21 protein-coding genes and 2 pseudogenes are annotated in these 24,173 nt (G+C 70.8%); 18 read left to right on the top strand and 5 right to left on the bottom strand.

Annotated features, from left to right (window positions below; genetic code table 11):
• Nucleotides 1-78: 78 nt before the first annotated feature.
• Together ACWC94_RS28925 and ACWC94_RS28930 are read left to right on the top strand one after the other, a co-directional pair.
• The gene (locus ACWC94_RS28925; RefSeq protein ID WP_450800117.1) at nt 79-666 is read left to right on the top strand and encodes a TetR/AcrR family transcriptional regulator; all 588 of its coding nucleotides are present in this window, start codon (nt 79-81) and stop codon (nt 664-666) included.
• A gap of 113 nt (nt 667-779) precedes the next feature.
• A complete protein-coding gene (locus tag ACWC94_RS28930; protein ID WP_450800118.1) occupies nt 780-2,438 on the top strand; it encodes a penicillin-binding transpeptidase domain-containing protein in 1,659 nt (552 codons plus the stop codon).
• Nucleotides 2,439-2,633: 195 nt separating this feature from the next.
• On the opposite strand, the gene ACWC94_RS28935 is transcribed toward ACWC94_RS28930, so the two are convergent.
• On the bottom strand, nt 2,634-3,302 hold the full coding sequence (locus tag ACWC94_RS28935) for an O-methyltransferase (protein WP_450800120.1): 669 nt from the start codon (nt 3,300-3,302) through the stop codon (nt 2,634-2,636).
• A 122-nt stretch (nt 3,303-3,424) separates the two neighbouring features.
• Here ACWC94_RS28935 and ACWC94_RS28940 point away from each other — a divergent pair.
• Nucleotides 3,425-3,589, top strand: a pseudogene (locus tag ACWC94_RS28940) (YciI family protein); the annotation flags it as partial.
• Between the two features lie 19 nt (nt 3,590-3,608).
• On the opposite strand, the pseudogene ACWC94_RS28945 reads toward ACWC94_RS28940, so the two are convergent.
• A pseudogene (locus ACWC94_RS28945) lies at nt 3,609-3,728 on the bottom strand (YciI family protein); the annotation flags it as partial.
• 544 nt (nt 3,729-4,272) lie between these two features.
• Here ACWC94_RS28945 and argG point away from each other — a divergent pair.
• The 4 genes from argG (at nt 4,273) to ACWC94_RS28965 (ending at nt 9,186) form a co-directional block, all read left to right on the top strand.
• A complete protein-coding gene (gene argG, locus ACWC94_RS28950; protein WP_450800122.1) occupies nt 4,273-5,721 on the top strand; it encodes an argininosuccinate synthase in 1,449 nt (482 codons plus the stop codon).
• A gap of 112 nt (nt 5,722-5,833) precedes the next feature.
• Nucleotides 5,834-6,790 (top strand): GlxA family transcriptional regulator, encoded by a 957-nt coding sequence (locus ACWC94_RS28955; protein ID WP_450800124.1) that lies wholly within the window; start codon nt 5,834-5,836, stop codon nt 6,788-6,790.
• A gap of 159 nt (nt 6,791-6,949) precedes the next feature.
• Complete coding sequence (gene gap, locus ACWC94_RS28960) at nt 6,950-7,948, top strand: type I glyceraldehyde-3-phosphate dehydrogenase (protein WP_450800125.1); 999 nt, start codon at nt 6,950-6,952, stop codon at nt 7,946-7,948.
• Between the two features lie 161 nt (nt 7,949-8,109).
• Complete coding sequence (locus ACWC94_RS28965) at nt 8,110-9,186, top strand: fatty acid desaturase family protein (protein ID WP_450800126.1); 1,077 nt, start codon at nt 8,110-8,112, stop codon at nt 9,184-9,186.
• 57 nt (nt 9,187-9,243) lie between these two features.
• On the opposite strand, the gene ACWC94_RS28970 is transcribed toward ACWC94_RS28965, so the two are convergent.
• Nucleotides 9,244-10,134 carry a TSUP family transporter gene (locus ACWC94_RS28970; RefSeq protein WP_450800127.1) on the bottom strand — a complete coding sequence of 297 codons (891 nt, stop codon included), beginning with the start codon at nt 10,132-10,134 and terminating at the stop codon, nt 9,244-9,246.
• An 84-nt stretch (nt 10,135-10,218) separates the two neighbouring features.
• On the opposite strand from ACWC94_RS28970, the gene ACWC94_RS28975 reads away from it, so the two are divergent.
• The 7 genes from ACWC94_RS28975 to ACWC94_RS29005 all read left to right on the top strand — a co-directional run bounded on the left by ACWC94_RS28975 (nt 10,219) and on the right by ACWC94_RS29005 (nt 16,634).
• A complete protein-coding gene (locus tag ACWC94_RS28975) occupies nt 10,219-11,004 on the top strand; it encodes an AraC family transcriptional regulator (protein ID WP_450800128.1) in 786 nt (261 codons plus the stop codon).
• A 209-nt stretch (nt 11,005-11,213) separates the two neighbouring features.
• Nucleotides 11,214-12,665, top strand: coding sequence for a purine-cytosine permease family protein (locus tag ACWC94_RS28980; protein WP_450800129.1), 1,452 nt, complete (start codon nt 11,214-11,216; stop codon nt 12,663-12,665).
• A 426-nt stretch (nt 12,666-13,091) separates the two neighbouring features.
• A complete protein-coding gene (locus ACWC94_RS28985) occupies nt 13,092-13,271 on the top strand; it encodes a hypothetical protein (RefSeq protein WP_450800130.1) in 180 nt (59 codons plus the stop codon).
• Nucleotides 13,272-13,484: 213 nt separating this feature from the next.
• Entirely contained in the window at nt 13,485-14,150 is a 666-nt protein-coding gene (locus ACWC94_RS28990) for an acetate uptake transporter (protein WP_450800131.1), read from the top strand.
• A 395-nt stretch (nt 14,151-14,545) separates the two neighbouring features.
• Nucleotides 14,546-15,538 carry an RNA polymerase sigma-70 factor gene (locus tag ACWC94_RS28995; protein ID WP_450800132.1) on the top strand — a complete coding sequence of 331 codons (993 nt, stop codon included), beginning with the start codon at nt 14,546-14,548 and terminating at the stop codon, nt 15,536-15,538.
• A complete protein-coding gene (locus ACWC94_RS29000; protein ID WP_450800133.1) occupies nt 15,535-16,116 on the top strand; it encodes an NADPH-dependent FMN reductase in 582 nt (193 codons plus the stop codon). The genes ACWC94_RS28995 and ACWC94_RS29000 overlap by 4 nt, the downstream gene beginning before the upstream one ends.
• A gap of 89 nt (nt 16,117-16,205) precedes the next feature.
• Entirely contained in the window at nt 16,206-16,634 is a 429-nt protein-coding gene (locus ACWC94_RS29005) for an ester cyclase (protein WP_450800134.1), read from the top strand.
• A gap of 183 nt (nt 16,635-16,817) precedes the next feature.
• Here the strand turns inward: ACWC94_RS29005 and ACWC94_RS29010 are convergent, their stop codons facing one another.
• A complete protein-coding gene (locus ACWC94_RS29010) occupies nt 16,818-17,165 on the bottom strand; it encodes a VOC family protein (protein ID WP_450800135.1) in 348 nt (115 codons plus the stop codon).
• A 159-nt stretch (nt 17,166-17,324) separates the two neighbouring features.
• Complete coding sequence (locus ACWC94_RS29015; RefSeq protein WP_450800136.1) at nt 17,325-17,675, bottom strand: DUF1330 domain-containing protein; 351 nt, start codon at nt 17,673-17,675, stop codon at nt 17,325-17,327.
• A gap of 769 nt (nt 17,676-18,444) precedes the next feature.
• On the opposite strand from ACWC94_RS29015, the gene htpG reads away from it, so the two are divergent.
• The 4 genes from htpG to argS all read left to right on the top strand — a co-directional run bounded on the left by htpG (nt 18,445) and on the right by argS (nt 24,162).
• On the top strand, nt 18,445-20,349 hold the full coding sequence (gene htpG, locus ACWC94_RS29020; RefSeq protein WP_450800137.1) for a molecular chaperone HtpG: 1,905 nt from the start codon (nt 18,445-18,447) through the stop codon (nt 20,347-20,349).
• Nucleotides 20,350-20,498: 149 nt separating this feature from the next.
• Nucleotides 20,499-21,155: a helix-turn-helix transcriptional regulator gene (locus tag ACWC94_RS29025; protein ID WP_450800139.1), complete on the top strand. Its 657-nt coding sequence runs from the start codon at nt 20,499-20,501 to the stop codon at nt 21,153-21,155.
• Nucleotides 21,156-21,300: 145 nt separating this feature from the next.
• Nucleotides 21,301-22,389 carry a DSD1 family PLP-dependent enzyme gene (locus tag ACWC94_RS29030; protein WP_450800160.1) on the top strand — a complete coding sequence of 363 codons (1,089 nt, stop codon included), beginning with the start codon at nt 21,301-21,303 and terminating at the stop codon, nt 22,387-22,389.
• 111 nt (nt 22,390-22,500) lie between these two features.
• Complete coding sequence (argS, locus tag ACWC94_RS29035) at nt 22,501-24,162, top strand: arginine--tRNA ligase (RefSeq protein ID WP_450800140.1); 1,662 nt, start codon at nt 22,501-22,503, stop codon at nt 24,160-24,162.
• Nucleotides 24,163-24,173 lie beyond the last annotated feature (11 nt).

The raw sequence follows: 24,173 nt of genomic DNA on the forward strand, positions 1-24,173 counted from the left end.
ACCCCCACCACTCGATGTCAGTGACTGTCATAGACGCTACACCTGATGTCAGTCCCTGTCATCACGTAAGATCTCCGTATGGGGAGATGGGAGCCGGACGCGCGCGGACGCCTGGCGAAGGCCGCACTGGCGCTCTACGCCGAGCGCGGGTACGAACAGACCACCGTGGCGGAGATCGCCAAGAGCGCCGGGCTCACCGAGCGGACCTTCTTCCGGCACTACGCCGACAAGCGCGAGGTGCTGTTCGCCGGCGCCGGTGAGCTGGAGGACCTGTTCGTCCGGGAGGTGGCCGGTGCTCCCGGGTCCGCGACGCCGCTCGACGCGCTGGCGGTCGGGCTGGACGCCGTCGCGGAGATGTTCGCCGACCGGCGCGAGTTCGCCCGCCGGCGGCATGCCGTGATCACGGCGAACGCGGAACTCCAGGAACGCGAACTGATCAAGCTCGCCTCGTTGGCGGCGGCGCTCACCGGCACCCTGCGCGGTCGCGGCGTCGCGGAGCCGACCGCGAGTCTCGCCGCCGAGGCGGCGGTCGCCGTCTTCAAGGTCGCCTTCGAACGCTGGATCGCACCGGCCGAGGAACGCCCGATGCGGCAGCTGATCCGGGAGTCGCTGACCGAACTCAAGGCGGTGACCTCGGGCGCCCGGGCGACCGCAGGGCAAGGGTGATGTCCTTGGCGGGACGGGCCGCGGAGGAACGGGTCACCCCCAACTTGACGTTCCGGTAACGATCTCCCCACTATCGGCACACGCTTTCATGGAACATACATACGATCCCCTCCATGAACAGAGCTGTGAAGATCGGCCTGGCCGGTACATGCACCGCGCTGCTCGCCCTCGGGGGAATCGGTACCTACAACATCGTGCATGGTCTGACCTCCGGTTCAGCGGGTGACGACACGACCAAGGAAGCGCGCGGCTTCGACCCCTCGGCGGTGTCGAGTACGCCTCCGTCGGGGGCGGAGGCGGAGAAGCTGACCCGCGCGTTCCTGGACAGCTGGGCCCAGCGGCACCTGGACGGCGCGGCAAGCGACACCGACGGACCGGACACCGCCTCGCAGGCGCTGCGGGACTACGCCGACGGCCTGCACCTGAAGAAGCTGTCGTTCGAACACATCCTGTCCGCGGGACCCTCCTCCGTGACGCGGGGAGCCACCAAGGTCACCTTCGACGTCACCGCCGAGGTCGCGGGCGGTACCTGGAGCTATCCGAGCGCGGTCGCCGTGCGCCAGAGCACGAACGGCCAGCTGGCGGTCCACTGGAACAACTCGGTTCTCTATCCGGGCCTGGGGGAGGGGCAGTCGCTGACCGCGGGCAAGCTGCCTGCCGGCTCGACCGGCGCGAAGGTCGTCGCGAGCGACGGGAAGACCGACCTGTCCCGCTTCGCGTCGCTGCGGGACGTCGTGGCGACGATCGGCAAGAAGGCGAAGTCCACGGGGGGCACTCCGGGAACGGGCGTGGCCGTGGTCGACGGCGGCGGCGCGGGTGTCAAGACGCTGAAGGTCTTCACCAAGGGCCGGCCGGCGATCGTCAGGACCACCATCGACGCCGGCCTCCAGGCGGTGGCCGAGCGCGCCGTGAAGGACCCCCACCTTCAGCAGAAGCCTGCCGGGACCGTGGCGCTCGACTGGCGCAACGGTCACATCCTCGCGCTCGCGCACACGGGCGACGACGGCGACATCGCCATCAACGGCATCAAGTCCCCGGGCTCCACGATGAAGATCATCACGTCGGCGGCCCTCTTCGACAAGGCAGGCCTCACGCCGAACAGTTCCGCACCCTGCACGGACTCCCTGACGGCCAACAGCCAGCTCTTCCACAACGACTCCGGCGTGCGGCCCAACCCGGGCGCCTCCCTCGCGCAGGCGTTCACCGTGTCCTGCAACACCTCCTTCATCAAGGACGGTTTCCACCACCTCGTGCACGACGGCGACGCCTCCGCCCTGCACGACGAGGCCGTGAACGTCTTCGGCATGGGCAGCTGGTCCATCGGCGGCGGTGTCGCCACCACGGACCCGAGCATCCCGGCGGACGTCCAGGGCGGCGACCAGGCGGCCCAGTTCATCGGCCAGGGCAAGGTCACCGCCACGCCCCTGTTCATGGCATCCGTGGCGGCCACCGTCCGCAACACCGGCTTCGAGCAGCCGGTCATCCTGCCGGGCCAGCACCAGGAGCCCGCGCCCCGGCCCATCTCCGCCCGCACGGCAGGCTATCTGCAGTCGATGATGCGCGATGTGGCCACCAGCGGTACGGCGGCTCCGCGACTGGGCGGACTGGTGGGGGTCGGCGCCAAGACCGGCACCGCGGAGGAGGGGGACCACACCAACGGCTGGCTCACCGCGTACGACTCCCGCATCTCGGTCGCGGCCTTGGTCGAAGGCGGCAGCTCCGGGGTGGACTCCGCCGGATACGTGGTCCGGCGGCTGCTGACCGGCAGCTGACGGGGGCGTCGCCCGCGCGAGGGCCGATCCAGGGCTGGGTTCTGGCCCGTGCGCGCGCCGATGAGCGTGCGTACGGGCCCGCCGACTCGGGCGGTGGGCACCGGACTTCGGTCACACCTCAGTCCTCGGCCTCAGCCCTCACCTTTCACCCCTCACCCCTCACCCTTCACCCCGCACCCCGCACCCCCTGTCCCTTCACTCCGTGACGAGGGCGAGGGTGAAGCCGTCGTAGCCCTTGGAACCGACCGTCTGGAGTGTGGTGGCGGTCAACCGGGGGTGTTCCGCGATGAGTTGGGTGAAGCGGCGGACGCCCTGGACGCGGGGGTCGTCGCTGCCCGCGTCGGTGACGGCGCCGTCGCGGACGACGTTGTCGCCGACGATGACACTGCCCGGCCGGGTCAGCTTCAGGGACCACTCCAGGTACTCCGGGTTGGAGGGCTTGTCCGCGTCGATGAAGACCAGGTCGAACGGGCCCGCGTCGTCGGCCGCGAGCCGGGGCAGCGTGTCCTGGGCCTTGCCGACGCGGATGTCGACGACGTGCTCCAGCCCGGCGCGGGCGATGTTGGCGGCGGCGACGGCGGCGTAGTCCGGATCGCTCTCCAGTGTGACCAGGCGGCCGTCCTCCGGCAGGGCGCGCGCGAGCCAGATGGTGCTGTAGCCGCCGAGGGTGCCGATCTCCAGGATCCGGCGAGCGCCCTGGAGCCTGGCGAGCAGGTTCAGCAACTTGCCCTGGTTGGGAGCCACTTGTATCGCCGGGAGCCCGGCTGTGTCGCTGTTCTCGGCAGCCGCGAGCAGGGCGTCGTCCTCCTTCACGAGCAGGCCGTTGAAGTAGTCGTCGACGGCGGTCCACGTCTGCTGAGACACCATGGGTTCCCTTTCGGTACTCACTAAGTTCCGAAAGGGAACGTACTAGAGGGCTCGGGCCGCCTGCCAATGGATTTCCTGAGCCAAAGCAGTTGAGGCGCTGCCTGTGGTGAGGGGGTGTCCTGGGAGACGAACTGCTCGAACGGCACTGGGCCTACAGGGACCAGTGCGCCAAGGAAATGATCACCCGCGGGCCCACCCTGACGGAGGACGGGGAGACGCCCACCGGCAGTGTGCACATCGTCGACCTGCCGGACTCCGCGGCCGCCAGGGACTTCGCCTCCGACGCCGACCTCGCGGTAGCGCCGTCAAGAGGGCTCGTGCCGTGTCCGCGTCCGGTGCCCGCACCAGCGCGGCCGTGCCGAGCCGGGCGGCGCCGTCGTCGGACAGCAGCGGCCCGTACGCGGTCAGCTCGTCCTGGCCCGGCGATAGCTCCAGGGCCGGTGCGACACGCGGGCGCGCAGTGTGGCGGCGGCGGCGTCGCCGAGCGAGTCCGCACGCGTGCGCAGCCCGGCGTGGACGACCCGGAGGTCCTCGACGTCGGAGTACCGGCGGCGCCGGCCGGTCGCCGACTGTGGACGTCAGCGATCACCGGGCTCAGCGCGGCGGCCTCGCGTTCCCGGGCGCGGCGACCGGCAGGGCCGGCGCCGGGGCGTCGCCGGACACTTCCGGGGTCCGGCCGGTGGGATGGCCGAAACGGTCCGCGCCCGCCCACCCGCTCTTCGGCTTCCTGCTGCACTGAGAGGGCCCGTGCCGCGGTTCCGTCGGGTGCTGCCCACGTTGCTCCGCCGATCCCGGCCGGCCAGCCGTGTCCGTCCCGGCGTCGGCCCCGACGGCATCGCCGCGCTCGCCGCCCGGCGCGCTGCGCCCCGCCGCCCCTGCTCGCGGAACTTCCCCTCTTTGGTGACGAAGGGCCCGGTCCGGGGGTCCGGGCTATGCATGGGCATACGGAATGATGCATACTCTTCCTATGTCCAAGGTCCTCACTTCCCTTCCGGTCGGCGAGCGCGTCGGTATCGCCTTCTCCGGCGGCCTCGACACCTCGGTCGCCGTCGCGTGGATGCGCGACAAAGGTGCCGTCCCGTGCACCTACACCGCCGACATCGGCCAGTACGACGAGCCCGACATCGCCTCGGTGCCCGGCCGCGCGACGACCTACGGTGCGGAGATCGCGCGCCTGGTCGACTGCCGCGCGGCCCTGGTCGAGGAGGGGCTGGCCGCGCTCGCCTGCGGCGCGTTCCACATCCGCTCGGGCGGCCGTGCCTACTTCAACACCACCCCCCTCGGCCGCGCCGTCACCGGGACCCTCCTGGTCCGGGCGATGCTCGAGGACGACGTACAGATCTGGGGCGACGGCTCCACCTTCAAGGGCAACGACATCGAGCGGTTCTACCGCTACGGCCTGCTCGCCAACCCCCACCTGCGCATCTACAAGCCGTGGCTGGACTCCGACTTCGTGACCGAGCTGGGCGGCCGCAAGGAGATGTCCGAGTGGCTGCTCGCGCACGGACTGCCGTACCGCGACAGCACGGAGAAGGCGTACTCGACCGACGCCAACATCTGGGGCGCCACACACGAGGCCAAGACCCTGGAGCACCTGGACACCGGCATCGAGACGGTCGAGCCGATCATGGGTGTGCGGTTCTGGGACCCCTCGGTCGAGATCGCCCCCGAGGACGTGACGGTCGGCTTCGACCAGGGCCGTCCGGTGACGATCAACGGCAAGGAGTTCGCCTCGCCGGTCGAGCTGGTCATGGAGGCCAACGCCATCGGCGGCCGGCACGGCCTCGGCATGTCGGACCAGATCGAGAACCGGATCATCGAGGCCAAGAGCCGTGGCATCTACGAGGCGCCCGGCATGGCGCTGCTGCACGCGGCGTACGAGCGGCTGGTCAACGCGATCCACAACGAGGACACCCTCGCCCAGTACCACAACGAGGGCCGCAAGCTCGGCCGCCTCATGTACGAGGGCCGCTGGCTGGACCCGCAGGCGCTGATGATCCGGGAGGCGCTGCAGCGCTGGGTCGGCGCGGCGGTCACCGGCGAGGTGACGCTGCGGCTGCGGCGCGGTGAGGACTACTCGATCCTCGACACCACGGGCCCCGCGTTCAGCTACCACCCGGACAAGCTGTCCATGGAGCGGACCGAGGACTCCGCGTTCGGTCCGTCGGACCGGATCGGCCAGCTGACCATGCGCAACCTCGACATCGCGGACTCCCGCGCGCGGCTGGAGCAGTACGCGGGCCTCGGCATGGTCGGCACCGAGCACCCGGCCCTGATCGGCGCGGCCCAGGCGGCCTCCACCGGTCTGATCGGCGCCATGCCCCAGGGCGGCGCCGAGGCGATCGCCTCCCGCGGGGAGGTCTCGGAGGAGGACGCCGTCCTGGACCGTGCCGCGATGGAGTCCGGCACGGACTGACCCCGCCAACCGGTCACCCGCCCTTGGACGGCGGGCCCCGTCGGTTCCCCACCGGCGGGGCCCGTCGTCGTACGACGACAGGGGCCCGGCCCACTCTCGTACCCTGTGTCCCGTGCCGTCCCCCCGTCTGCAACGCGTCGCCGTCCTCGTCCTCGAAGGCGCGAAGCCGCTCGACGTCGGGATTCCCGCGCAGGTCTTCACGACGCGGGCCAGCATGCCGTACGAGGTGCGGGTGTGCGGGGCGGCGCCCGGGCTGGTGGCGGGCGGCGACGGGCTGTCGTACCACGTCGCCCACGGCCTGGACGCCCTCGCGTGGGCGGACATCGTGTTCATCCCCGGGTACCGGTTTCCCGACCGTGAGGACCCGCCGCGGTCCGTCGTCGACGCGCTGCTCGCCGCCCACGCGCGGGGCACGCGGCTCGCCGCCATCTCGACGGGGGCCTTCGCGCTCGCGGCCACGGGCCTGCTCGACGGCAGGCGCGCGACGACGCACTGGCATTACGCGCGGGCCCTCGCGGCGAAGCACCCGCTCGTCCGGGTCGACGAGAACGTCCTCTTCGTCGACGAGGGCCGGGTGCTGACGTCGGCGGGCGCCGCCTCCGGCATCGACCTGTGCCTGCACATCCTGCGCACGGACCTCGGCATCGCCGTGTCGAACCACGCGGCGCGGCGCCTGGTCGCCGCCCCCTACCGCAGCGGAGGCCAGGCCCAGTACGTGCCGCGCAGTGTGCCCGAGCCGCTCGGCGAGCGGTTCGCCGCGACCCGCGAATGGGCCCTGCACCGCCTCGGTGAGCACCTCACCCTCACGGTGCTCGCCCGGCACGCCGCGGTCTCACCGCGCACGCTCTCCCGGCGCTTCGTCGAGGACACCGGGTACACGCCGATGCAGTGGGTGATGCGCGCCCGCGTCGACCTGGCCCGCGAACTGCTCGAGCGTTCGGAGCGCAGCATCGAGCAGATCGCCGCCGACGTCGGCCTCGGCACCGGTACGAATCTGCGGACGCACTTCCAGCGGATCCTCGGCACCACCCCGAGCGAGTACCGGCGGACCTTCACGCAGGGCGAGTAGCCGAGGCGACCGGCGCGGTGGCCGGCGGCTGGCGCGATCCTTGCGAACCATGGCGCTCGCGACATGGTCATGAGCGCCGGCGGCACGCGACGCTGGTGGCGCGCCGAAGGAACCGTCAGACGCCGGCGCAGGCCCGCAGGAACCCAAGGGACACCACTCATGACTCGCATCGCCATCAATGGTTTCGGTCGTATCGGACGCAATGTGCTGCGCGCACTGCTCGAACGCGGCAGCACCCTGGAGGTCGTCGCCGTCAACGACCTCACGGAACCCGCCACCCTCGCACGGCTGCTCGCCTACGACACCACAGCCGGCCGGCTCGGCCGCCCCGTGACCGTCGACGGGAACGCCCTCGTCGTCGACGGCCGTCGCATCACCGTCCTCGCCGAGCGCGAGCCCGCGCAGTTGCCGTGGGCCGAACTCGGTGTGGACATCGTCCTCGAGGCGACCGGCCGCTTCACATCGGCGAAGGCCGCCCGCGCCCACCTCGACGCCGGGGCGCGCAAGGTGCTCGTGAGCGCGCCGTCCGAGGGAGCCGACGTCACGCTCGCGTACGGGGTCAACACCGACGCGTACGACCCGGCCCTGCACACGATCGTCTCGAACGCCTCCTGCACCACCAACGCGCTCGCCCCGCTGGCCGCCGTGCTGGACGAACTCGCCGGGATCGAGCACGGGTTCATGACGACCGTGCACGCCTACACGCAGGAGCAGAACCTGCAGGACGGTCCGCACCGGGACGCCCGCCGGGCCCGCGCAGCCGCCGTCAACATCGTGCCGACCACGACGGGCGCGGCGAAGGCGATCGGTCTCGTGCTGCCGAACCTCGACGGCAAGCTGTCGGGCGACTCCATCCGGGTGCCCGTTCCGGTGGGCTCGATCGTCGAACTCAACACGACCGTCGCACGCGAGGTGACCCGCGACGACGTGCTGGCCGCCTACCGCACCGCGGCCCAGGGCGCACTCGCCGGCATCCTGGAGTACTCGGACGACCCGCTCGTGTCCTCCGACATCACCGGCAATCCGGCTTCCTCGATCTTCGACTCCGCCCTCACCCGCGTCGACGGCCGTCACGTCAAGGTGGTCGCCTGGTACGACAACGAATGGGGCTTCTCCCACCGCGTGATCGACACCCTCGAACTCCTCGCCGCGCGCTGACCACGGACGCCACACGTCGACCGGAACCCCGGAGCCCGAGAACGCCGAGGTCAGCGGCTTGAAGTAGTGGCAACACCCCGGGTGTCGTAGGGAAAGCCCCCCATCCGGTCCGGTGACTGGCTGGCTGTTTTGGGTGAACGGGCGTGCAGAGACTCGACGGCATGACGTTTTCCCCTCACGCCTCCGTCGCTGCCGAGGTGCCGGCCGCCCGTTCCCGTCCGTCCGGATCCGCAGCCGGCAGCGACTTCGCCCGGCTGTCCCGGCGTATCGCCGAGGCGGGTCTGCTGAAGCGGCGACCCGGTTACTACACGGCACGGCTCGGTCTGGTGATCGCGCTGACGGTGGCGGGCTGGGGAACCTTCCTCGCGCTCGGCGACACCTGGTGGCAGCTGGCGGTGGCGGCCTTCCTGGCGTTCCTGTTCGGCCAAGTCGCCCTGGTGGCCCATGACCTGGCGCACCGGCAGGTGTTCCGGCGCGGCCGGCCGAGTGAGACATGGGGCCGGCTCTTCGGCAATCTCGGGATCGGCATGAGCTACGGCTGGTGGATGAACAAGCACACCCGCCACCACGCCAACCCCAACCACGAGGAACTCGACCCCGATGTCGCCCCGGACATCCTCGTGTGGTCCACCGCCCAGGCCCGCGGCAGCCGTGGTCTGGCCCGTCTCATCGGCGGCCACCAGGCGTGGCTGTTCTTCCCGCTGCTGACCCTGGAGGGCTTCAACCTGCACGTCGCGAGTGTGCGCGCGCTGCGCTCGCCGGCCATGAAGCACCGGCTGCTGGAAGGCGGTCTGCTCTTCCTGCACCTCGTCGCGTACGTCTCCGCCCTCTTCCTGGTGCTCCCGCCCGGCAAGGCGGTGGCGTTCCTCGCCGTGCACCAGTGCCTCTTCGGTGTCTACCTCGGCTGCACCTTCGCACCGAACCACAAGGGCATGCCCACGTTCAGCGGTGACGAACGGCCCGACTTCCTGCGCCGCCAGGTCCTCACCTCCCGCAACGTACGCGGCGGCCGGTTCACCGATGTGATGCTCGGCGGGCTCAACTACCAGATCGAGCACCACCTGTTCCCGAGCATGCCCACACCCCATCTGCGGCGGGCCCAGGTCGTCGTCCGCGCGTACTGCGCGGAGATCGGCGTGCCGTACCACGAGACCGGCCTGATCCGGTCCTACCGCGAGGCCCTGACACACATGCACCGAGTGGGAGAACCGATCAGGCGGCAGCGCAAGGCATCCTGACGGCAGCCCCTGAGCCCGGACATCCGCCGACGGCCCGTCGTCCGCCGGGGGCCCGCCTCAGCCCGCGAGCAGCATCGCGAGCTCCACGACACCGAGCAGCGCGAGGTACGCCCAGGCATGGGCACGGTCCGGGATCCGGGGCGGCCGGCGCCGCAGCACCGCGATGACGGGCAGGGCACCGACGAGCAGCGCCCCGGCGGCGCGGAGATCGACGAGACCGACCAGGTGCGGAGGTGTGTCTCCGGTGACGGCGACGGTGTCCGTGCCGGTCAGTGAGAACGCGGTGGCGGGGAGGGCGATGGCGAGGGTGAGGGGGTTGGCCAGTGCGGTCGCCACCCGCATCGGGTGTCCGGCGCGTCGTAGGGCGGGGACCGTCATGACGCTGCCGCCCACGCCGAGGAAGGCCGCCACCGCGCCGATCGGCGCGCCGAGGACGGCCGGCAGGGACCGGGGCACCTCGCGGATCACCCCCGTCCGAGCCGCGCGGGCTCGCCCCACCTCTCCTGGGGCCTGAGCCTCGCGGGTCTGCCCCGGCTGACTCGCGCCGCTCTCCTCGGCCGGTCCGCGCCGCCGCACGAAGCCGGGGCGCAGGAGCAGGTCGACGATGGTGAGAGCGATGTACGCGACGAAGCCCCAGTGGGCCTGGCCGGCCGGGGCGTGGCGGGTGGCGAGCGCACCGGCCGCGGCCCCGACCGCCAGCAGAAGCAGCAGCGTGCCGCTGCCGCGCAGGGCGGACAGGACGCGCCGGGGCGTGACGGCGGTGGCGAACCCCGCGTTCACCAGCATCACCAGGGCCGACGTTGCGGTCGCCACCCGTATCGCGTCCGCGCCGAGCGCCGTGTCCGCCCACACCACCACCGGGACCGCGACGAAGCCTCCGCCGAACCCGAACAGGACCGTCGTGACCCCGGTGAGAAGTCCGATGCCAAGAAGCGCCAAGTCGTTCACAGGGCCACCTCACCAGCCGAGACGGGTGTCCCGCATGCGATGCCCGGCACGGTTCCTTCGAGACTCGGCCCCTACAGTGGCCGCGTGAAGAACGTCTCCCTGGACGACCTCGACCATCTGGACCGGGCCGTCCTGCCCCTCGGCACCGACTACCCGTCCGGCCATGTCCTCGACTGGCACCAGCACCGGCGCGCGCAGTTCCTGTACGGCGCGACGGGCGTGATGGTCGTCGACACTCCCGAGGGCACCTGGACCGTTCCGCCGGAGCGGGCGGTGCTGATCCCGGCCACCACCCGGCACCGGGTCCGCATGCTGGAGGTGAGCACCCGCAGCCTCTACATCGAGCCGGACGCCGTGCCCTGGTGGCCGGCCACCTGCACGGTCGTGGACGTGCCGCCGCTGCTGCGCGAACTCCTCCTGGCCGCCTTCGAGTTCGAGGCCGACTACGATCTATCCGGCCGGGAAGGCTGCGTCGTGGCACTCCTCCTGCACGAGATCGCCGCGCGCACCCCGCTCCCGTTCCACGTGGCGATCCCCGCCGCCGCCGACCTCGCAATGATCTGCCGGGAGTATCTGGCCGCCCCGGACGCCGGCGTCACCAACACGGTATGGGCCGCGCGGACCGCCCTGAGCGAACGTGCCTTCACCCGGCGTTTCCGCGCCGAGACCGGCGAGAGTCCGGCGGTCTGGCGCACCCGCGCACGGCTGCTCGCCGCCGTGCCGCTGCTGCGTACGGCCTCGGTCACCGAGGTCTCCGGCCGCCTCGGCTACGCCTCTCCCGCCGCGCTGACCGCCGCCTTCACCCGCGCTTTCGGCATGCCTCCGTCCCGTTTCACCGCGAGCACGGTCGACGTGGGGGGCGGGCACTGACAGGAGAACGTTCGGCGCGCACGACCACCCGGGTGCGTAAGTGGAGCGTGTTGTGTCACTCGCTCTGCGTGACCAGTCCGGCGTCGGGGCGCGCCGCCCGCACCTCATCACCCCCCTCCGCTCCCGATATCTCCGCACGCACCGCTCGTCACGCCGTCCCCGGCGGAGAACAATGTCTCCCAGAGGCAGACGGACCGCCGGGAGGCGTCATGAGCACATCAGCTGAGCCAAGGGTGTCCGGCCTCGAGGTCCGGTCCATCGACTACGTCCCCCTGGACGAGCGGCACGGCAAGCTCTGGCACCTGGGCCCGCTGTGGTTCATGTCCAACGCCCAGATCGCGACGCTGGCCGTGGGGCTGATCAGCATCACCGAGGGCGGCAACCTGATCTGGTCCCTGCTGGCCATCGTCGCCGGCACCGTCATCGGCACCTTCTTCATGGCCTTCCACTCGGCACAGGGACCCCAGCTCGGCCTGCCGCAGATGATCCAGTCGCGCCCCCAGTTCGGTTACGTCGGCGCCCTCCTGGTGTGGCTCTTCGCCTATGTGCAGTACGCGGGGTTCAACGTCTTCAACAGCATCCTCGCCGCGGACTCCCTGCACACCACCCTGCACGGCGGCGTCAAACTGTGGGTGGTCGTGGTCACCGTGGTCGCGCTCGTCATCGCGCTGGTCGGCTACGACGTCATCCACAAGGCCGAGCGGTTCCTGACGTACACCTTCCTGGTCATCTTCGGCATCTTCACGGTCGGGGTCCTCGTCACCCTGCACTATCCGGCGGGCTCCTTCGACCTCGGCGCCTTCAAATGGACCCCGTTCCTCGCCCAGTTCGGCGTGGTCGCCGGCTACCAGATCAGCTGGGCCATCTACGTCTCCGACTACTCGCGCTATCTCCCGCCCGATGTGACGGTCCGCAAGACCTTCTACTGGACGTACTTCGGCTCCGCGCTCGGCGGCATCTGGCTGATGGTCCTCGGGTCGCTGCTGGCCGCCTGGGCGGGCGCGAACTTCGACACCATCACCTCGATCAACGCGGCCGGCGACAAGGTGTTCGACGGCTTCGGCGCGATCGTGCTGCTGTTCTCCGCCCTGGGCCTGGTGTCCGTCACCGCGCTGAACATGTACGGCGGTTCGCTGACCCTCATCAGCGGCATCGACTCGTTCAAACGGGTCCGGCCGACGCTGGCCGTACGACTGCTCACCCTGGGCCTGACCGCGGCGCTCTCCCTCGTCGGAGCACTGGCCGCGACCGCCAACTTCCTCGCGAACTTCAACAACTTCCTGCTGCTGGTGCTCTACCTGTTCATCCCGTGGACCGCCGTGAACCTGATGGACTACTACGTCGTACGCCGCGGGCACTACGCCATCGCCGAGATCTTCAACCCGCACGGCATCTACGGCCGGTGGGGCTGGCACGGCATCATCTCCTACCTGGTCGGGTTCGCCGTCATGATCCCCTTCTTCTCCGTCGGCACCCTCTACGTCGGCCCGGCCGCCAAGGCGCTGGGCGGCGCCGACATCTCGCTGTTCATCGGCCTTCCGGTCTCCGCGCTGCTGTACTGGTGGCTGACCCGCTCGATCGACGTGGCCGCCGAGACGCGCATTGCCCAGGCCGAGGCGGAGGCGCTGGAACAGGCGGCACACGAACACCGCGAGCCCTGACCACGTGCTCCGCGCCGTCGACTACCTGGCGAACAGTCGGCTGCTCCGGCGATCAGCCGTCGGAAACATTCGCCGGACCGATCGTAGGAGACCGGCGGGTCCTCTTCCCGTGATCGACGACCCCTCCTCCCTTCCGGCGCTGCCGTAGCCGGTGCGCCCAGACGCCCGCATCCGCCGAGGCGCGGGTCTTCGTCCCCCGGGGGGTGCCTCCGCGGGCCGTCGCGGCGATCGCCGGCACCGCCTTGCGGGGCGTGAGCGGATCACGGGGGGATCGTCGAGAGGCATGCCACCCTCGGGCGGTGGAGCCCGAGGCCGTGGCCCGCGTCCTCGCCGCCGGCCTCACCCAGGGCGGGCCCGGCGGCGTCGCCACCGGCGAGACCGCCATGGCCCACGCCGGCCCCGCCGCACGTGCCGGTCGCCTGGGCGATGGCCCTCCTCGTCCTCCTGCGCGCCGCCCCCACCGTCACCTGGCTGGGCGGCTGCACACTGCTGCCGGCCAAGGCCGGGCCGTTACTGCAGAGGCCCGGGTGCGTGGTGCGTCCGGCCGTGAGGACGGGCCTCGTACTGATCGGGTTCGGCCTGGTCGTCGCGACCACGGCGGACTGACCCGCTCACACCACGCGCCGCCCGCGTCCGGCGGGGACCGGCAGGGGATCCCCGGAAGGGCTAATAGATGCGACAAATGGGTACTTTTCGTAAAGGTAGACGCAGGCGACACGCGAGTGTCGTCAGCCCGCCTCGGGGGTTCCGACCAGCACGTTCGTGGGCTCGGCGAGCGTCGGCTGCTGGTCCTCTGCTCTGGTCGAAGGGATGCCGGACATGAACGAGGACACGAGGAGCCTCCACCCGGAGCGGCCACGCGCGGACAACCCGCGCCCGGCGGTAGCGGGCGACCCGGCACCGCTGGGCCTGGCCGGCTTCGCCCTGACGACGTTGCTGCTCTCGATCGTCAACACCCACCTGCTGACGGAGACCGCCGCCGTCGTGCCGGTGCTGGGCCTGGCCCTGTTCTACGGTGGCCTCGCCCAGTTCGCCGCCGGTCTGTTCGAGTTCCGCCGCGGCAACACGTTCGGCGCGACGGCGTTCGTGTCGTACGGGGCCTTCTGGCTGACCTACTGGTGGATCACGCCGCGCCTGGCGCTCGCCGGTGGCGCTCACAACGCGCTCGGGCTGTTCCTGCTCGGGTGGGCGATCTTCACGGCCTACATGGCCGTCGCCGCGCTGCGGGTCAACCTCGGCGTCCTGCTGGTACTGGTGCTGTTCACGCTCACCTACCTCTTCCTGGCCATCGGCGCCTTCCAGACGGGAGCGGAGCCGCACGCCATGACCCAGGTGGGCGGATGGTTCGGCATCGCCACGGGACTCGTCGCCTGGTACACGTCGGCGGCGACCGTCATCAACGAGTCCCACGGCCGCACCCTCCTGCCCGTCAGACCCCGTCAGCCCGGCGCGGCCCCGCCGCCTCGGGACGAGCGCCCCGTCTGAGACGCCGCGCGGGGAGTCGCCGGTGCGGTGGGTGTCCCGCGGCTCCAGGCGTTCGGGACCGCCTGCCACGCGCTCGACGGCCAGTCCGGGTTGCCGCGCGAGGCGCGCAGGAGCCTCGGTACCAAGCCGTCGTCGCGGAGGAGCAGGTGCACGCTCGCCGGTGAAACGGAGGGCCGTGCGCGCCTGCCGCCAGGTGCCGCGAGGGCGTTCGCGGCATCCCACGCCTCAGGTTTCCGCGGACTTTTCCCTCGCCCATGTCACAGACGGCAGGGCTGTCTCGTCTCAGATTCCGGAGAACGGCACGGAATCAAGGAGGCGATGGGGATGCGGGTGGTCCTGGCGGAAGGAGCCGGGGTTCCTCCGGCGGGGTGCGCGGGCTTCGGACAGGTGCCCGCGTGAGCCGGGTCGAGGAGTTCGAGCAACTGCGGCCGCTGCTGTTCTCCATCGCCTACCGCATCCTGGGCAGCGTGACCGAGGCCGAGGACGCGGTCCAGGAGACCTGGCTGCGCTACGACCTCTCCCCGACCCGGCCCACATCGGCCAGGGCGTTCCTCTCGGCCACGGTCACCCGGATCTCGGTCGACGTGCTGCGCTCGGCCCGTGTGCGGCGCGAGGAGTACGTCGGGCCGTGGTTCCCCGAGCCACTGCTCACCGACCCCTACCAGGATCCGGAGCACGCGGCGGAGCTCGCCGACTCCCTGTCGATGGCGTCCCTGCTCCTGCTGGAGCGGCTCACCCCCCTCGAACGGGCGGTCTTCGTCCTGCGTGAGGTGTTCGCCTTCGGCTTCCCCGAGATCGCCTCGGCGGTGGGACGCTCCGAGTCGGCCTGCCGCCAGCTCGCCGTACGCGCACGCCGTCACATGGAGGCGGGCAGGCCCCGGTTCGAGGCCGACCGCAAGGAACGCGAGGAACTCGCTGAACGGTTCTTCGACGCCTTGAAGGACGGCGACGTCGACGCGCTGCGGGACCTGCTCGCCGCCGACGTCCAGCTGATCGCGGACAGCGGCGGCAAGGCCCCGCAGTGGTCCGGTGGACTCTTCGGCGCCGACCAGGTGTCCCGCATGCTCGCCATGCTCCTCCCACCGTTCGCCGTAATCGGCGGCGTCATGGCGCCACACCAGGTCAACGGTCAGCCCGGCGCGGTCTTCCGCGACCGCGACGGCAAGATCGTCAACACCTGGACACTCGACATCCTCGACGGGCGGATCCAGACGATCCGCACGGTCAGCAACCCCGACAAGCTCACTCACATGGGTCCCGTCGCGGACGCCTGGGCCCTCCTGCGCGCCACACACCAGGCTCGCCTGGACATGGGCTTCCAGGAACCCGCGGACCTGTTCACCACGCACGAGCACGCACCGGAAGCAGATCAGGAGAATCGGACATGACCAGGGTCGGCATCATCATCGGCAGCACCCGCCCCGGCCGCAACGGCGACCGGGTGGCCGCATGGGTACGGCACTTGGCGGCCGGACACGCGGGCGACACCGCCGACTTCGAGCTCGTGGACCTGAACGACCACGCGCTGCCGCTGCTCGACGAGGCGGTACCGGCGCGTATGGCACGGGGCGGACGGCCGCACACCCGGCGGTGGGCGGAGCGGATCGGCTCGTACGACGCCTTCGTCGTCGTCACGCCCGAGTACAACACCGCCCCGCCGGCCGCCCTGACCAACGCCATCGACTACCTCTACGAGGAGTGGGGCGGAAAACCCGTCGGCTACGTCGGATACGGCGTCTTCGGCGCGGTCATGGCCATCCAGAAGCTGCGCGCCCAGGCGGGTGTTCTGCGCATGGCCGACATCGGACCGCAGGTGGCGCTGACGCTGCGCGAGGACTTCGAGAACTTCACCGAGTTCCGTCCGCGGGAGCTGCACGTGTCCGAAGTGCACGGGCTGGTCGAGGAGTTGCTGAGCTGGGCGCAGGCGCTGGCCCCGCTGCGCGCGCAGTACCAGGCCGCGGTCTGAACGGCCCCCGGCCCGGTCACAAGGGGATGGAACCCGAGGCGCTCACCGTGACGTTGTCGCGGGCGCGCACCCGTACGAGGAGGAGTCGTATGCCCACAGAGGAGACCACTCGCAACAAGGAGCTCTCCCGCCGCTTTCACGACGCCGTGAACAGCGGCGATCCGGAGACGATCTCGAAGGCGATCGATGAGTTCGTCGCGCCGGACGTGCTCTTCCACGCGCCGGTACCGATGGGCATGACGGGGGTGCAGGCGCTCAAACAGGTGTGGACGGTGCTGCTCGGCGCGTTCCCCGACATCCACGTCGCGGTCGAGGATGTGATCGCCGAGGGGGACAAGGTCGTGGCGAGGAACACGGTGACCGGGACCCACCGGGGTGAATTCCGTGGTGTGCCGCCGACCGGCAGGTCCGTCACCTACGGCGAGATCTTCATCTTCCGTTTCCAGGGCGGCCGGATCGCCGAGATCTGGGGCGTCGTCGATCTCTTCTCCCAGATGCGGCAACTGGACACCCGGTGATCCACACCGAGTCGACGGGCGAACTCGTCGCCATGGCCGGCGATCCCGGCGCTCGCGTCGGGATCGCCGCGTTCCATGCCCTGGCCTGTGACCGGTGCAGGGGCGACACCTGCGCACCGGGTCCGGACCGGGTCCTCGAACCCGCACTGCACCACCTGGCGGCAGACCCCGACCCGCCCGCGTTCAGCGGTGGCTCAGCACGTTGACCACCCGGCCGTTGGGATCACGGACGAAGAAGCGCCGCACACCCCATTCCTCGTCCCGCAGGGGATGAACGATCTCCGCGCCGCTCTCCCGCACGACCGCGTAGACGGCGTCGACGTCATCCACTTCGACGCTCATGTCGGGCTCGACCGGGGCGGTCTTGTCGCGGGTCATGAAGCTGACCTGCGCCGCCGGCGAGGAAGGGGAGGCGAGCGTCATGATCCAGCCATGGTTCATGACCTCCTCGAACCCCAGGAGGCCGTAGAACTCCCGGCTCTCCTGCACGGCTTCCGACCGGACCACGGGCATGACACGGCGAACGGACATCGACGTACTCCAGGTGAGAACGGGCGATCAGACACCGGCTCGACGGCTGTCCGCACCGCGCGCTCCGGTGTCAGCGCGTGGACGGAGGCCGCCGGCCGCCGACGGGCGAGAGGTGCCGTGCCGGGCGTCGCGGACCCGGGCTGATCCAGACGAAACCCCCTAGCCGTGGTCGGCGAGGGCTTCCAGCATGGTCTGTGCGGTGACCGTCGCGTCGTAGTCCTCGCTCACGCCCGGAACGAGGATGATGTCCCCCTCGATGTGCCGGGAGCGCAGGTGCGCGATGGCCTGGTACGCGTCGGAGTCCCACCAGGCCCGTGCCTGGTCGATCGACGGGAAGCCGATCACGACGACATGCCCGGGCCAGGAGCCCTCCTTCACCTCGTGCGAAGCGCCGTGCACGAGGAACCGGCCGCCGTACGGCTCGAAGGTGGCGGTGACCCGGGCGATGTACTCGGCGATCTCCGGGTGGGGGGCGGCTTCCTGAAGGTGGGCTATCGCGTAGGCGGACATGGGGTCCTTCCGGGTCGGTCGGCTGCTGATGTCCCACATCCTGCCGTCTGGGGGCGCCGGGGGCGATCACTTTCCAGGTAATGCGGGCCGGGGGAGGGCGGGTCGCAGCTGCATGCGCGTGACGCGAACGTACGGCGCGGAGGCGGGAGTTGTTTCATCGGCACGGCACGGCACGGCTCGCACGGCTCGGCACGGCAGGCCCTGGCCGCCCCGGGCGGAGATCGCGTCCGACGAGGCGGGCAGCGGGGAGGCCGTCGTTCGAGTGCCGTGTCCACCGGGCCGCGCGTCCGGGGCCACTGGTGCCCCGAGAGCCGGAAGGCGATCAGCACGAGCGCCCGGAACCGCACGACCCCCCGGGTGAGGTGCCAGGGCTTTTCCTGTGAGGGCGGCGAGAACGGGGCGGTGCCGCCGCCGGCCGCCCCGGACACGCTGTCCCTCTCCCTCTCCCTCTCCCGCGCCCTCGCGCCGAACACCAGCAGGGCACGGGCCGAGGCCGTCTCGGTTCGCCGCCCGGCAGGCGCTGCGCCGCCGGCTCACCACCGATACGACCGATACCGCCGACACCCCGGTCCTGCGCCCATCCGTGCACCGCGTGTGCTCGCCCATCCCTGCCCGCCAGTCCCGCGGGCGGTCGTCGCCCCCGGTGTCGCGGGTGCCGCGGGGGCCAGATCCAGCCACCGGTGCCATATCCCGGCCAGCTCCCTGACAAGGTGTTTTACAGTGGCTGGCGTCAGTTTCCGGCGATAACACCTGTGAGGAATGCGCGAACATGCCGACTGAAACACTTGAGTTTCAGGTAGAGGCCCGTCAGCTGCTGCAGCTGATGATCCACTCGGTCTACTCGAACAAGGATGTCTTCCTGCGGGAGCTCGTCTCCAACGCCTCCGACGCGCTGGACAAGCTGCGTCTCGAGAAGCTGCGGGACGACTCGCTGGACGCCGACGTGTCCGATCTGCACATCGAGATCGACGTCGACAACGACGCCCGCACCCTCACCGTGCGGGACAACGGCATCGGGATGTCGTACGACGAGGTCGGGCAGCTCATCGGCACGATCGCCAACTCCGGCACCGCGAAGTTCCTCCAGGAACTGCGCGAGGCCAAGGACGCCGCCGGGGCGGAGGGGCTCATCGGCCAGTTCGGCGTCGGCTTCTACTCCGGCTTCATGGTGGCCGACGAGGTCACCCTGGTGACCCGGCGCGCCGGCGAGAGCCAGGGCACCCGCTGGACGTCGCGCGGCGAGGACACGTACACGCTGGAGCCGGTCGACGACGCGCCGCAGGGCACCTCGGTCACCCTCCACCTGAAGCCCGCCGACCCGGAGAACCAGCTCCACGACTACACCTCCCCGTGGAAGATCCGGGAGATCGTCAAGCGGTACTCGGACTTCATCACCTGGCCGATCCGGATGGTCCCGGAGAGCTCTGCCGGCCAGGGCGACGAGGCACCCGGGCCCGAGACGCTGAACTCGATGAAGGCCCTGTGGGCGCGCTCGCGCGACGAGGTGTCCGACGACGAGTACCACGAGCTGTACAAGCACATCGCCCACGACTGGCGCGACCCGCTGGAGACGATCCGGCTCCAGGCCGAGGGCACCTTCGAGTACCAGGCCCTGCTGTTCCTCCCCGAGCACGCGCCCCACGACCTGTTCACCCGGGACTTCAGGCGCGGCCTGCAGCTCTACGTCCGGCGTGTGCTGATCATGGACGAGTGCGAGGCGCTGCTGCCGCCGTACCTCCGCTTCGTCAAGGGCGTCGTCGACGCGGCCGACCTCTCGCTCAACGTCTCCCGTGAAATCCTCCAGCAGGACCGCCACATCGAGATGATCCGGCGACGCCTGACGAAGAAGGTCCTGTCCACGGTCAAGGACATGATGACCAAGGACCAGGAGCGATACGCCACGTTCTGGCGGGAGTTCGGCACCGTCCTGAAGGAGGGACTGGTCACCGACACGGAGAACCGCGACGCCGTCCTCGCCCTCGCGTCCTTCGCGAGCACGCACCACGACACCGAGCCGACCACGCTCAGCGGTTACGTGGAACGAATGAAGGACGGGCAGGAGGACATCTACTACCTCACCGGCGAGTCCCGGCAGAGCATCGAGAACTCCCCGCACATGGAGGCCTTCCGTGACCGGGGCATCGAGGTGCTGCTGCTCACCGACGCCGTCGACGAGGTGTGGGCCGACGCCGTCGGCGAGTACGAGGGCAAGAAGCTGCGGTCCGTGGCCAAGGGACAGATCGACCTCGACGCCACGGGCGAGGACAAGGGCGACGGCGAGCGGGAGAAGCGGAGCGAGGAGTACGCCGGGCTGCTCGACTGGATGAAGGAGCAGCTGGACGAGGACATCAAGGAGGTGCGCCTTTCCTCCCGCCTCACCGTCTCCCCGGCCTGTGTCGTCTCCGACGCGAACGACCTCACACCGGCGCTGGAGAACATGTACCGCGCGATGGGCCAGGAGGTACCCCGCGCCAAGCGGATCCTGGAACTCAACCCGGACCACCAGCTGGTCAAGGGCCTCAACCAGGCGTACAAGGAGCGCGAGGACCGCACGGAGCTGACCGAGACCGCCGAAGTCCTGCACGGCCTGGCGGTGCTCGCCGAGGGCGGCCAGCCCAAGGACCCGGCCCGCTTCGTCAAGCTGATGGCGGACCGCCTGGAACGCGCCCTGTAACCCCGGTCCGCTGGACATCGGCGGCCTGCCCGGCTCCCCGGGCGGGCCGCCGATCCCGTACGGCCCCTCGGCTGGACAAACAGGGAGTCTCACCTAGACTACTTATCCAGAGATGGACAATCGGTCCAAGAGCTTGGTGGAGGGCTTCCGTGGACGAGGTGGCACCCAGGGCGGCGGCCTCCGCCGAGGCCGACGAGCATCTCATCCGCGAAGCCGAGAAGATCGCCGTAGCGCTGGGCCGCATGTTCCCGGGGCTGTGCGAAGTCGTCCTGCACGACCTGCGGGATCCGCGGCATGCGATCCGGGCGATCGAGAACAACCTCTCCGGCCGCCGGATCGGCGACTCCGCCACGGAGCTGGGGCTCGCCCGCATCGAGGACCCCGACTACCCCAGCGTCATCCAGAACTACCCCAACCAGTTCCCGGACGGCCGCCCGGCCAAAAGCACGTCCATCGGCATCAAGAACGCCGCGGGGCAGTACATCGCGGCCCTCTGCCTGAACCTGGACGTGTCCGTCCTGTCCCCGGTGACCCTCGCGTTGTCCAACCTGGTGGCCACGGAGACCGAGCACCGCGAACAGCCCCTGGAGACCCTCCGTGACCGCAACGCGCGCGAACTGCGCCGGGCGGTGGAGGCCCGTGCCGCGGAGCGCGCCGCGACTCCCAGGTCGCTGAGCCGGGAGGACAAGAGGGAACTCGTACGGCAGTTGCAGCGTGACGGCTACTTCGACTCCCGCGACGCCGCCCAGACCATCGCGGACCTGCTGGGCGTCTCCCGGGCCACGGTCTACAACTACGCCAAGTAGCGGCGGCACTTCATGACCACCGAGCGCGCGGCTCGACCCGTCCGATCCTGAAGAAGCGGGACCTAGCACCGTGAACACTGCTGTGAACACCCCAGTGACCCTGGCCGACCCGGACACCCCCTTCGCCGTCGCCGACATCCACCCGATGCGGCGCAACATCGCACGCCTCAAGGACAGGGCCGACAGGCTCGGGGTCACCCTGCGCCCGCACATGAAGACGGCCAAGAGTCTCGACGTCGCCGCCCTCCTGCACTCCGGCACGCCCTGCCCGGTGACGGTCTCCACGCTGGCGGAGGCGGAGGCGTTCGCCGACGGCGGCTACACCGACCTCACCTATGCCGTCGGCATCGACCCCCACAAACTCCCGCGCGTCATCGCGCTGTTGCGCCGCGGCATCACCCTGCGCGTCCTGCTGGACAGCGCCGAGCAGGCGGCGTTCGTCGCCGACGCCTCCCGCCGGGCGGGCATCCCGCTGCCCGCCCAGATCGAGATCGACTGCGACGGCCACCGCGGCGGACTGAGGCCCGAGGACCCCGCGCTCCCCGAGATCGGCCGCGTCCTGCACGACGCGGGCTGTCTGGACGGCGTCCTGACCCACGCGGGCGAGTCCTACTTCGCCCCCACCGCCGAGGCACAGCGCCTCGCGGCGAAGAACGAACGCGACACCGCCGTCGCCGCCGCGGAGCGGCTGCGCGCGGCCGGCCTGCCGGTGCACACCGTCAGCGTGGGCTCCACCCCCACCGCCCACGCCGCCGACGACCTCACCGGCGTCACCGAACTGCGCGCGGGCAACTACGTCTTCTTCGACCTGGTCATGGCCGGGCTGGGGGTCTGCCGGGTCGAGGACATCGCCCTGTCGGTGGTCGTGACCGTCATCGGGCACCGCCCCGAGTACGGATGGATCCTGACCGACGGCGGCTGGATGGCCATGTCCCGCGACCGCGGGACCGCCGCGCAGGCACAGGACCAGGGTTACGGCCTGGTGGCCGACCTCGCCGGCCGCCTCATCCCGGGCCTGGTCATGACGGCCGCGAGCCAGGAGCACGGCACCCTCACGGCCCGCGACGGCGCCGACCTGCCCCACCTGCCGGTGGGCACCCGCCTGCGCATCCTGCCCAACCACGCCTGCGCCACCGCGGCCCAGCACCGCGGCTACCACGTCGTCGACGGCACCCGCCGCGCCGGCCCGGCACCGGCCATCGAGCATGTCTGGGAACGTGTCACCGGCTGGTGAGCCCCGGCCGCGCACCGCCGCCGCACCGGCGGCACCGGCGAGCCGGGGCACGGCGTCGCGCCCCCGAAAATCGATGTCATGGGCAGCGCTGGCTCCAGTAGCGTCGGCGTCGTGACTCCAGCAGATCTCGCGGCCGTCGTCTCCGACGGCATCCACACGGCCATCCAGTCCGGACGCATCTCGGCGCAGGTGCCCGAGGAGATCCGCGTGGAGCGCCCCCGTCACCGCGGCCACGGCGACTACTCGACCAACGTCGCCCTGCAACTCGCGAAGTCCGCGGGCCTGCCCGCCCGGGCCGTCGCCGAGGTGCTGGCGCCGCTGGTGAGCGCGGCCGCGGGAGTCGCCAAGGCCGAGGTCGCCGGCCCCGGCTTTCTGAACATCACACTGGAAAGCGCGGCGATCGGCGCCCTGGCCCGGGACATCGTCCTGGCCGGCGACGCCTACGGCCGCACCGACCGGCTGGGCGGCCTGCGGCTCAACCTGGAGTTCGTCTCCGCGAACCCCACCGGCCCGGTCCACATCGGCGGAGCCCGCTGGGCGGTCGTGGGCGACGTGCTCGCCCGGCTGCTCGAGGCCGCCGGCGCGGACGTGTCGCGGGAGTACTACTTCAACGACGCCGGAGTGCAGATCGACCGCTTCGTCCGCTCGCTGCTCGCCGCGGCGCACGGCTCGCCGGTTCCCGAGGACGGCTACAGCGGCGCGTACGTCGAGGAGATCGCGGCAGCCGTGCTGCGCCGGCGGCCCGATGCCCTGGACCTGCCCGGGGCGGAGTCCTTCGCCGTGTTCCGGGCGGTGGGCACGGAGATGATGTTCGACGAGATCAAGACATCGCTCGACGCGTTCGGAACCCACTTCGACACCTACTTCAACGAGAAGGTCCTGCACGACCAGGGGGACTTGGACGCCGCCGTCGCCCGACTGCGCGACGGCGGCCACGTCTTCGAGGACGAGGGCGCGGTCTGGCTGCGCACCACGGACTTCGGCGACGACAAGGACCGGGTCCTGGTCAAGAGCGACGGCTCCTGGACGTACTTCACCGCGGACTGCGCGTACTACCTGAACAAGCGGTCCCGGGGCTTCGAACGGGTGGTCGTCATGCTCGGCGCCGACCACGCCGGCTACGTGGGCCGGATGCGGGCCATGGCGGCCTGTTTCGGCGACGATCCGGACCGGCACCTGGAGATCCTGATCGGCCAGCTGGTCAACCTGGTCAAGGACGGCACACCGGTCCGGATGAGCAAACGGGCGGGGACGGTCCTCACCCTCGACGACCTGACCGAGGCGGTCGGCGTCGACGCCGCCCGGTACGCGCTGGCGCGGGCCAGCGTCGACACGATGATCGACCTCGACATCGACCTGCTCACCCGGCAGTCGAACGACAACCCGGTCTACTACGTCCAGTACGCGCACACCCGGCTGTGCTCCGTCCTGCGCAAGGCGAAGGAGGCCGGCCTCGGCAAGGGCAGCCCGGAGGACTTCGACCCGGCCCTGCTCAGCCATGGGCGGGAGGTCGACCTGCTGGGCACGCTGGCGGAGTTCCCGCAGGTCGTGGCCACCGCGGCCACCCTGCGCGAGCCACACCGGGTGGCGTACTACCTGGAGGCACTGGCCGGCACGTACCACCGCTTCTACGACGCCTGCCGGGTCCTGCCGCGGGCCGGCGAGGCCCCGGACGACCGGACCCGGGCCCGGCTGTGGCTGACGGACGCGAGCCGGCTGGTCCTGCGCAACGGGCTGCGGCTGCTCGGCGTCTCGGCACCGGACCGGATGTAGACGGGCCCGGA

The organism is Streptomyces sp. NPDC001135 (assembly GCF_053598395.1).

What these genes read in the sequence shown, in the direction of transcription:
- ACWC94_RS28925 (WP_450800117.1), top strand. Translation starts at nt 79, where the DNA reads ATGGGGAGATGGGAGCCGGACGCGCGCGGACGCCTGGCGAAGGCCGCA.
- ACWC94_RS28930 (WP_450800118.1), top strand. Translation starts at nt 780, where the DNA reads ATGAACAGAGCTGTGAAGATCGGCCTGGCCGGTACATGCACCGCGCTG.
- argG (WP_450800122.1), top strand. Translation starts at nt 4,273, where the DNA reads ATGTCCAAGGTCCTCACTTCCCTTCCGGTCGGCGAGCGCGTCGGTATC.
- gap (WP_450800125.1), top strand. Translation starts at nt 6,950, where the DNA reads ATGACTCGCATCGCCATCAATGGTTTCGGTCGTATCGGACGCAATGTG.
- ACWC94_RS28965 (WP_450800126.1), top strand. Translation starts at nt 8,110, where the DNA reads ATGACGTTTTCCCCTCACGCCTCCGTCGCTGCCGAGGTGCCGGCCGCC.
- ACWC94_RS28980 (WP_450800129.1), top strand. Translation starts at nt 11,214, where the DNA reads ATGAGCACATCAGCTGAGCCAAGGGTGTCCGGCCTCGAGGTCCGGTCC.
- ACWC94_RS28985 (WP_450800130.1), top strand. Translation starts at nt 13,092, where the DNA reads ATGGCCCTCCTCGTCCTCCTGCGCGCCGCCCCCACCGTCACCTGGCTG.
- ACWC94_RS28990 (WP_450800131.1), top strand. Translation starts at nt 13,485, where the DNA reads ATGAACGAGGACACGAGGAGCCTCCACCCGGAGCGGCCACGCGCGGAC.
- ACWC94_RS29000 (WP_450800133.1), top strand. Translation starts at nt 15,535, where the DNA reads ATGACCAGGGTCGGCATCATCATCGGCAGCACCCGCCCCGGCCGCAAC.
- ACWC94_RS29005 (WP_450800134.1), top strand. Translation starts at nt 16,206, where the DNA reads ATGCCCACAGAGGAGACCACTCGCAACAAGGAGCTCTCCCGCCGCTTT.
- ACWC94_RS29010 (WP_450800135.1), bottom strand. Translation starts at nt 17,165, where the DNA reads ATGTCCGTTCGCCGTGTCATGCCCGTGGTCCGGTCGGAAGCCGTGCAG.
- ACWC94_RS29015 (WP_450800136.1), bottom strand. Translation starts at nt 17,675, where the DNA reads ATGTCCGCCTACGCGATAGCCCACCTTCAGGAAGCCGCCCCCCACCCG.
- htpG (WP_450800137.1), top strand. Translation starts at nt 18,445, where the DNA reads ATGCCGACTGAAACACTTGAGTTTCAGGTAGAGGCCCGTCAGCTGCTG.
- ACWC94_RS29030 (WP_450800160.1), top strand. Translation starts at nt 21,301, where the DNA reads ATGCGGCGCAACATCGCACGCCTCAAGGACAGGGCCGACAGGCTCGGG.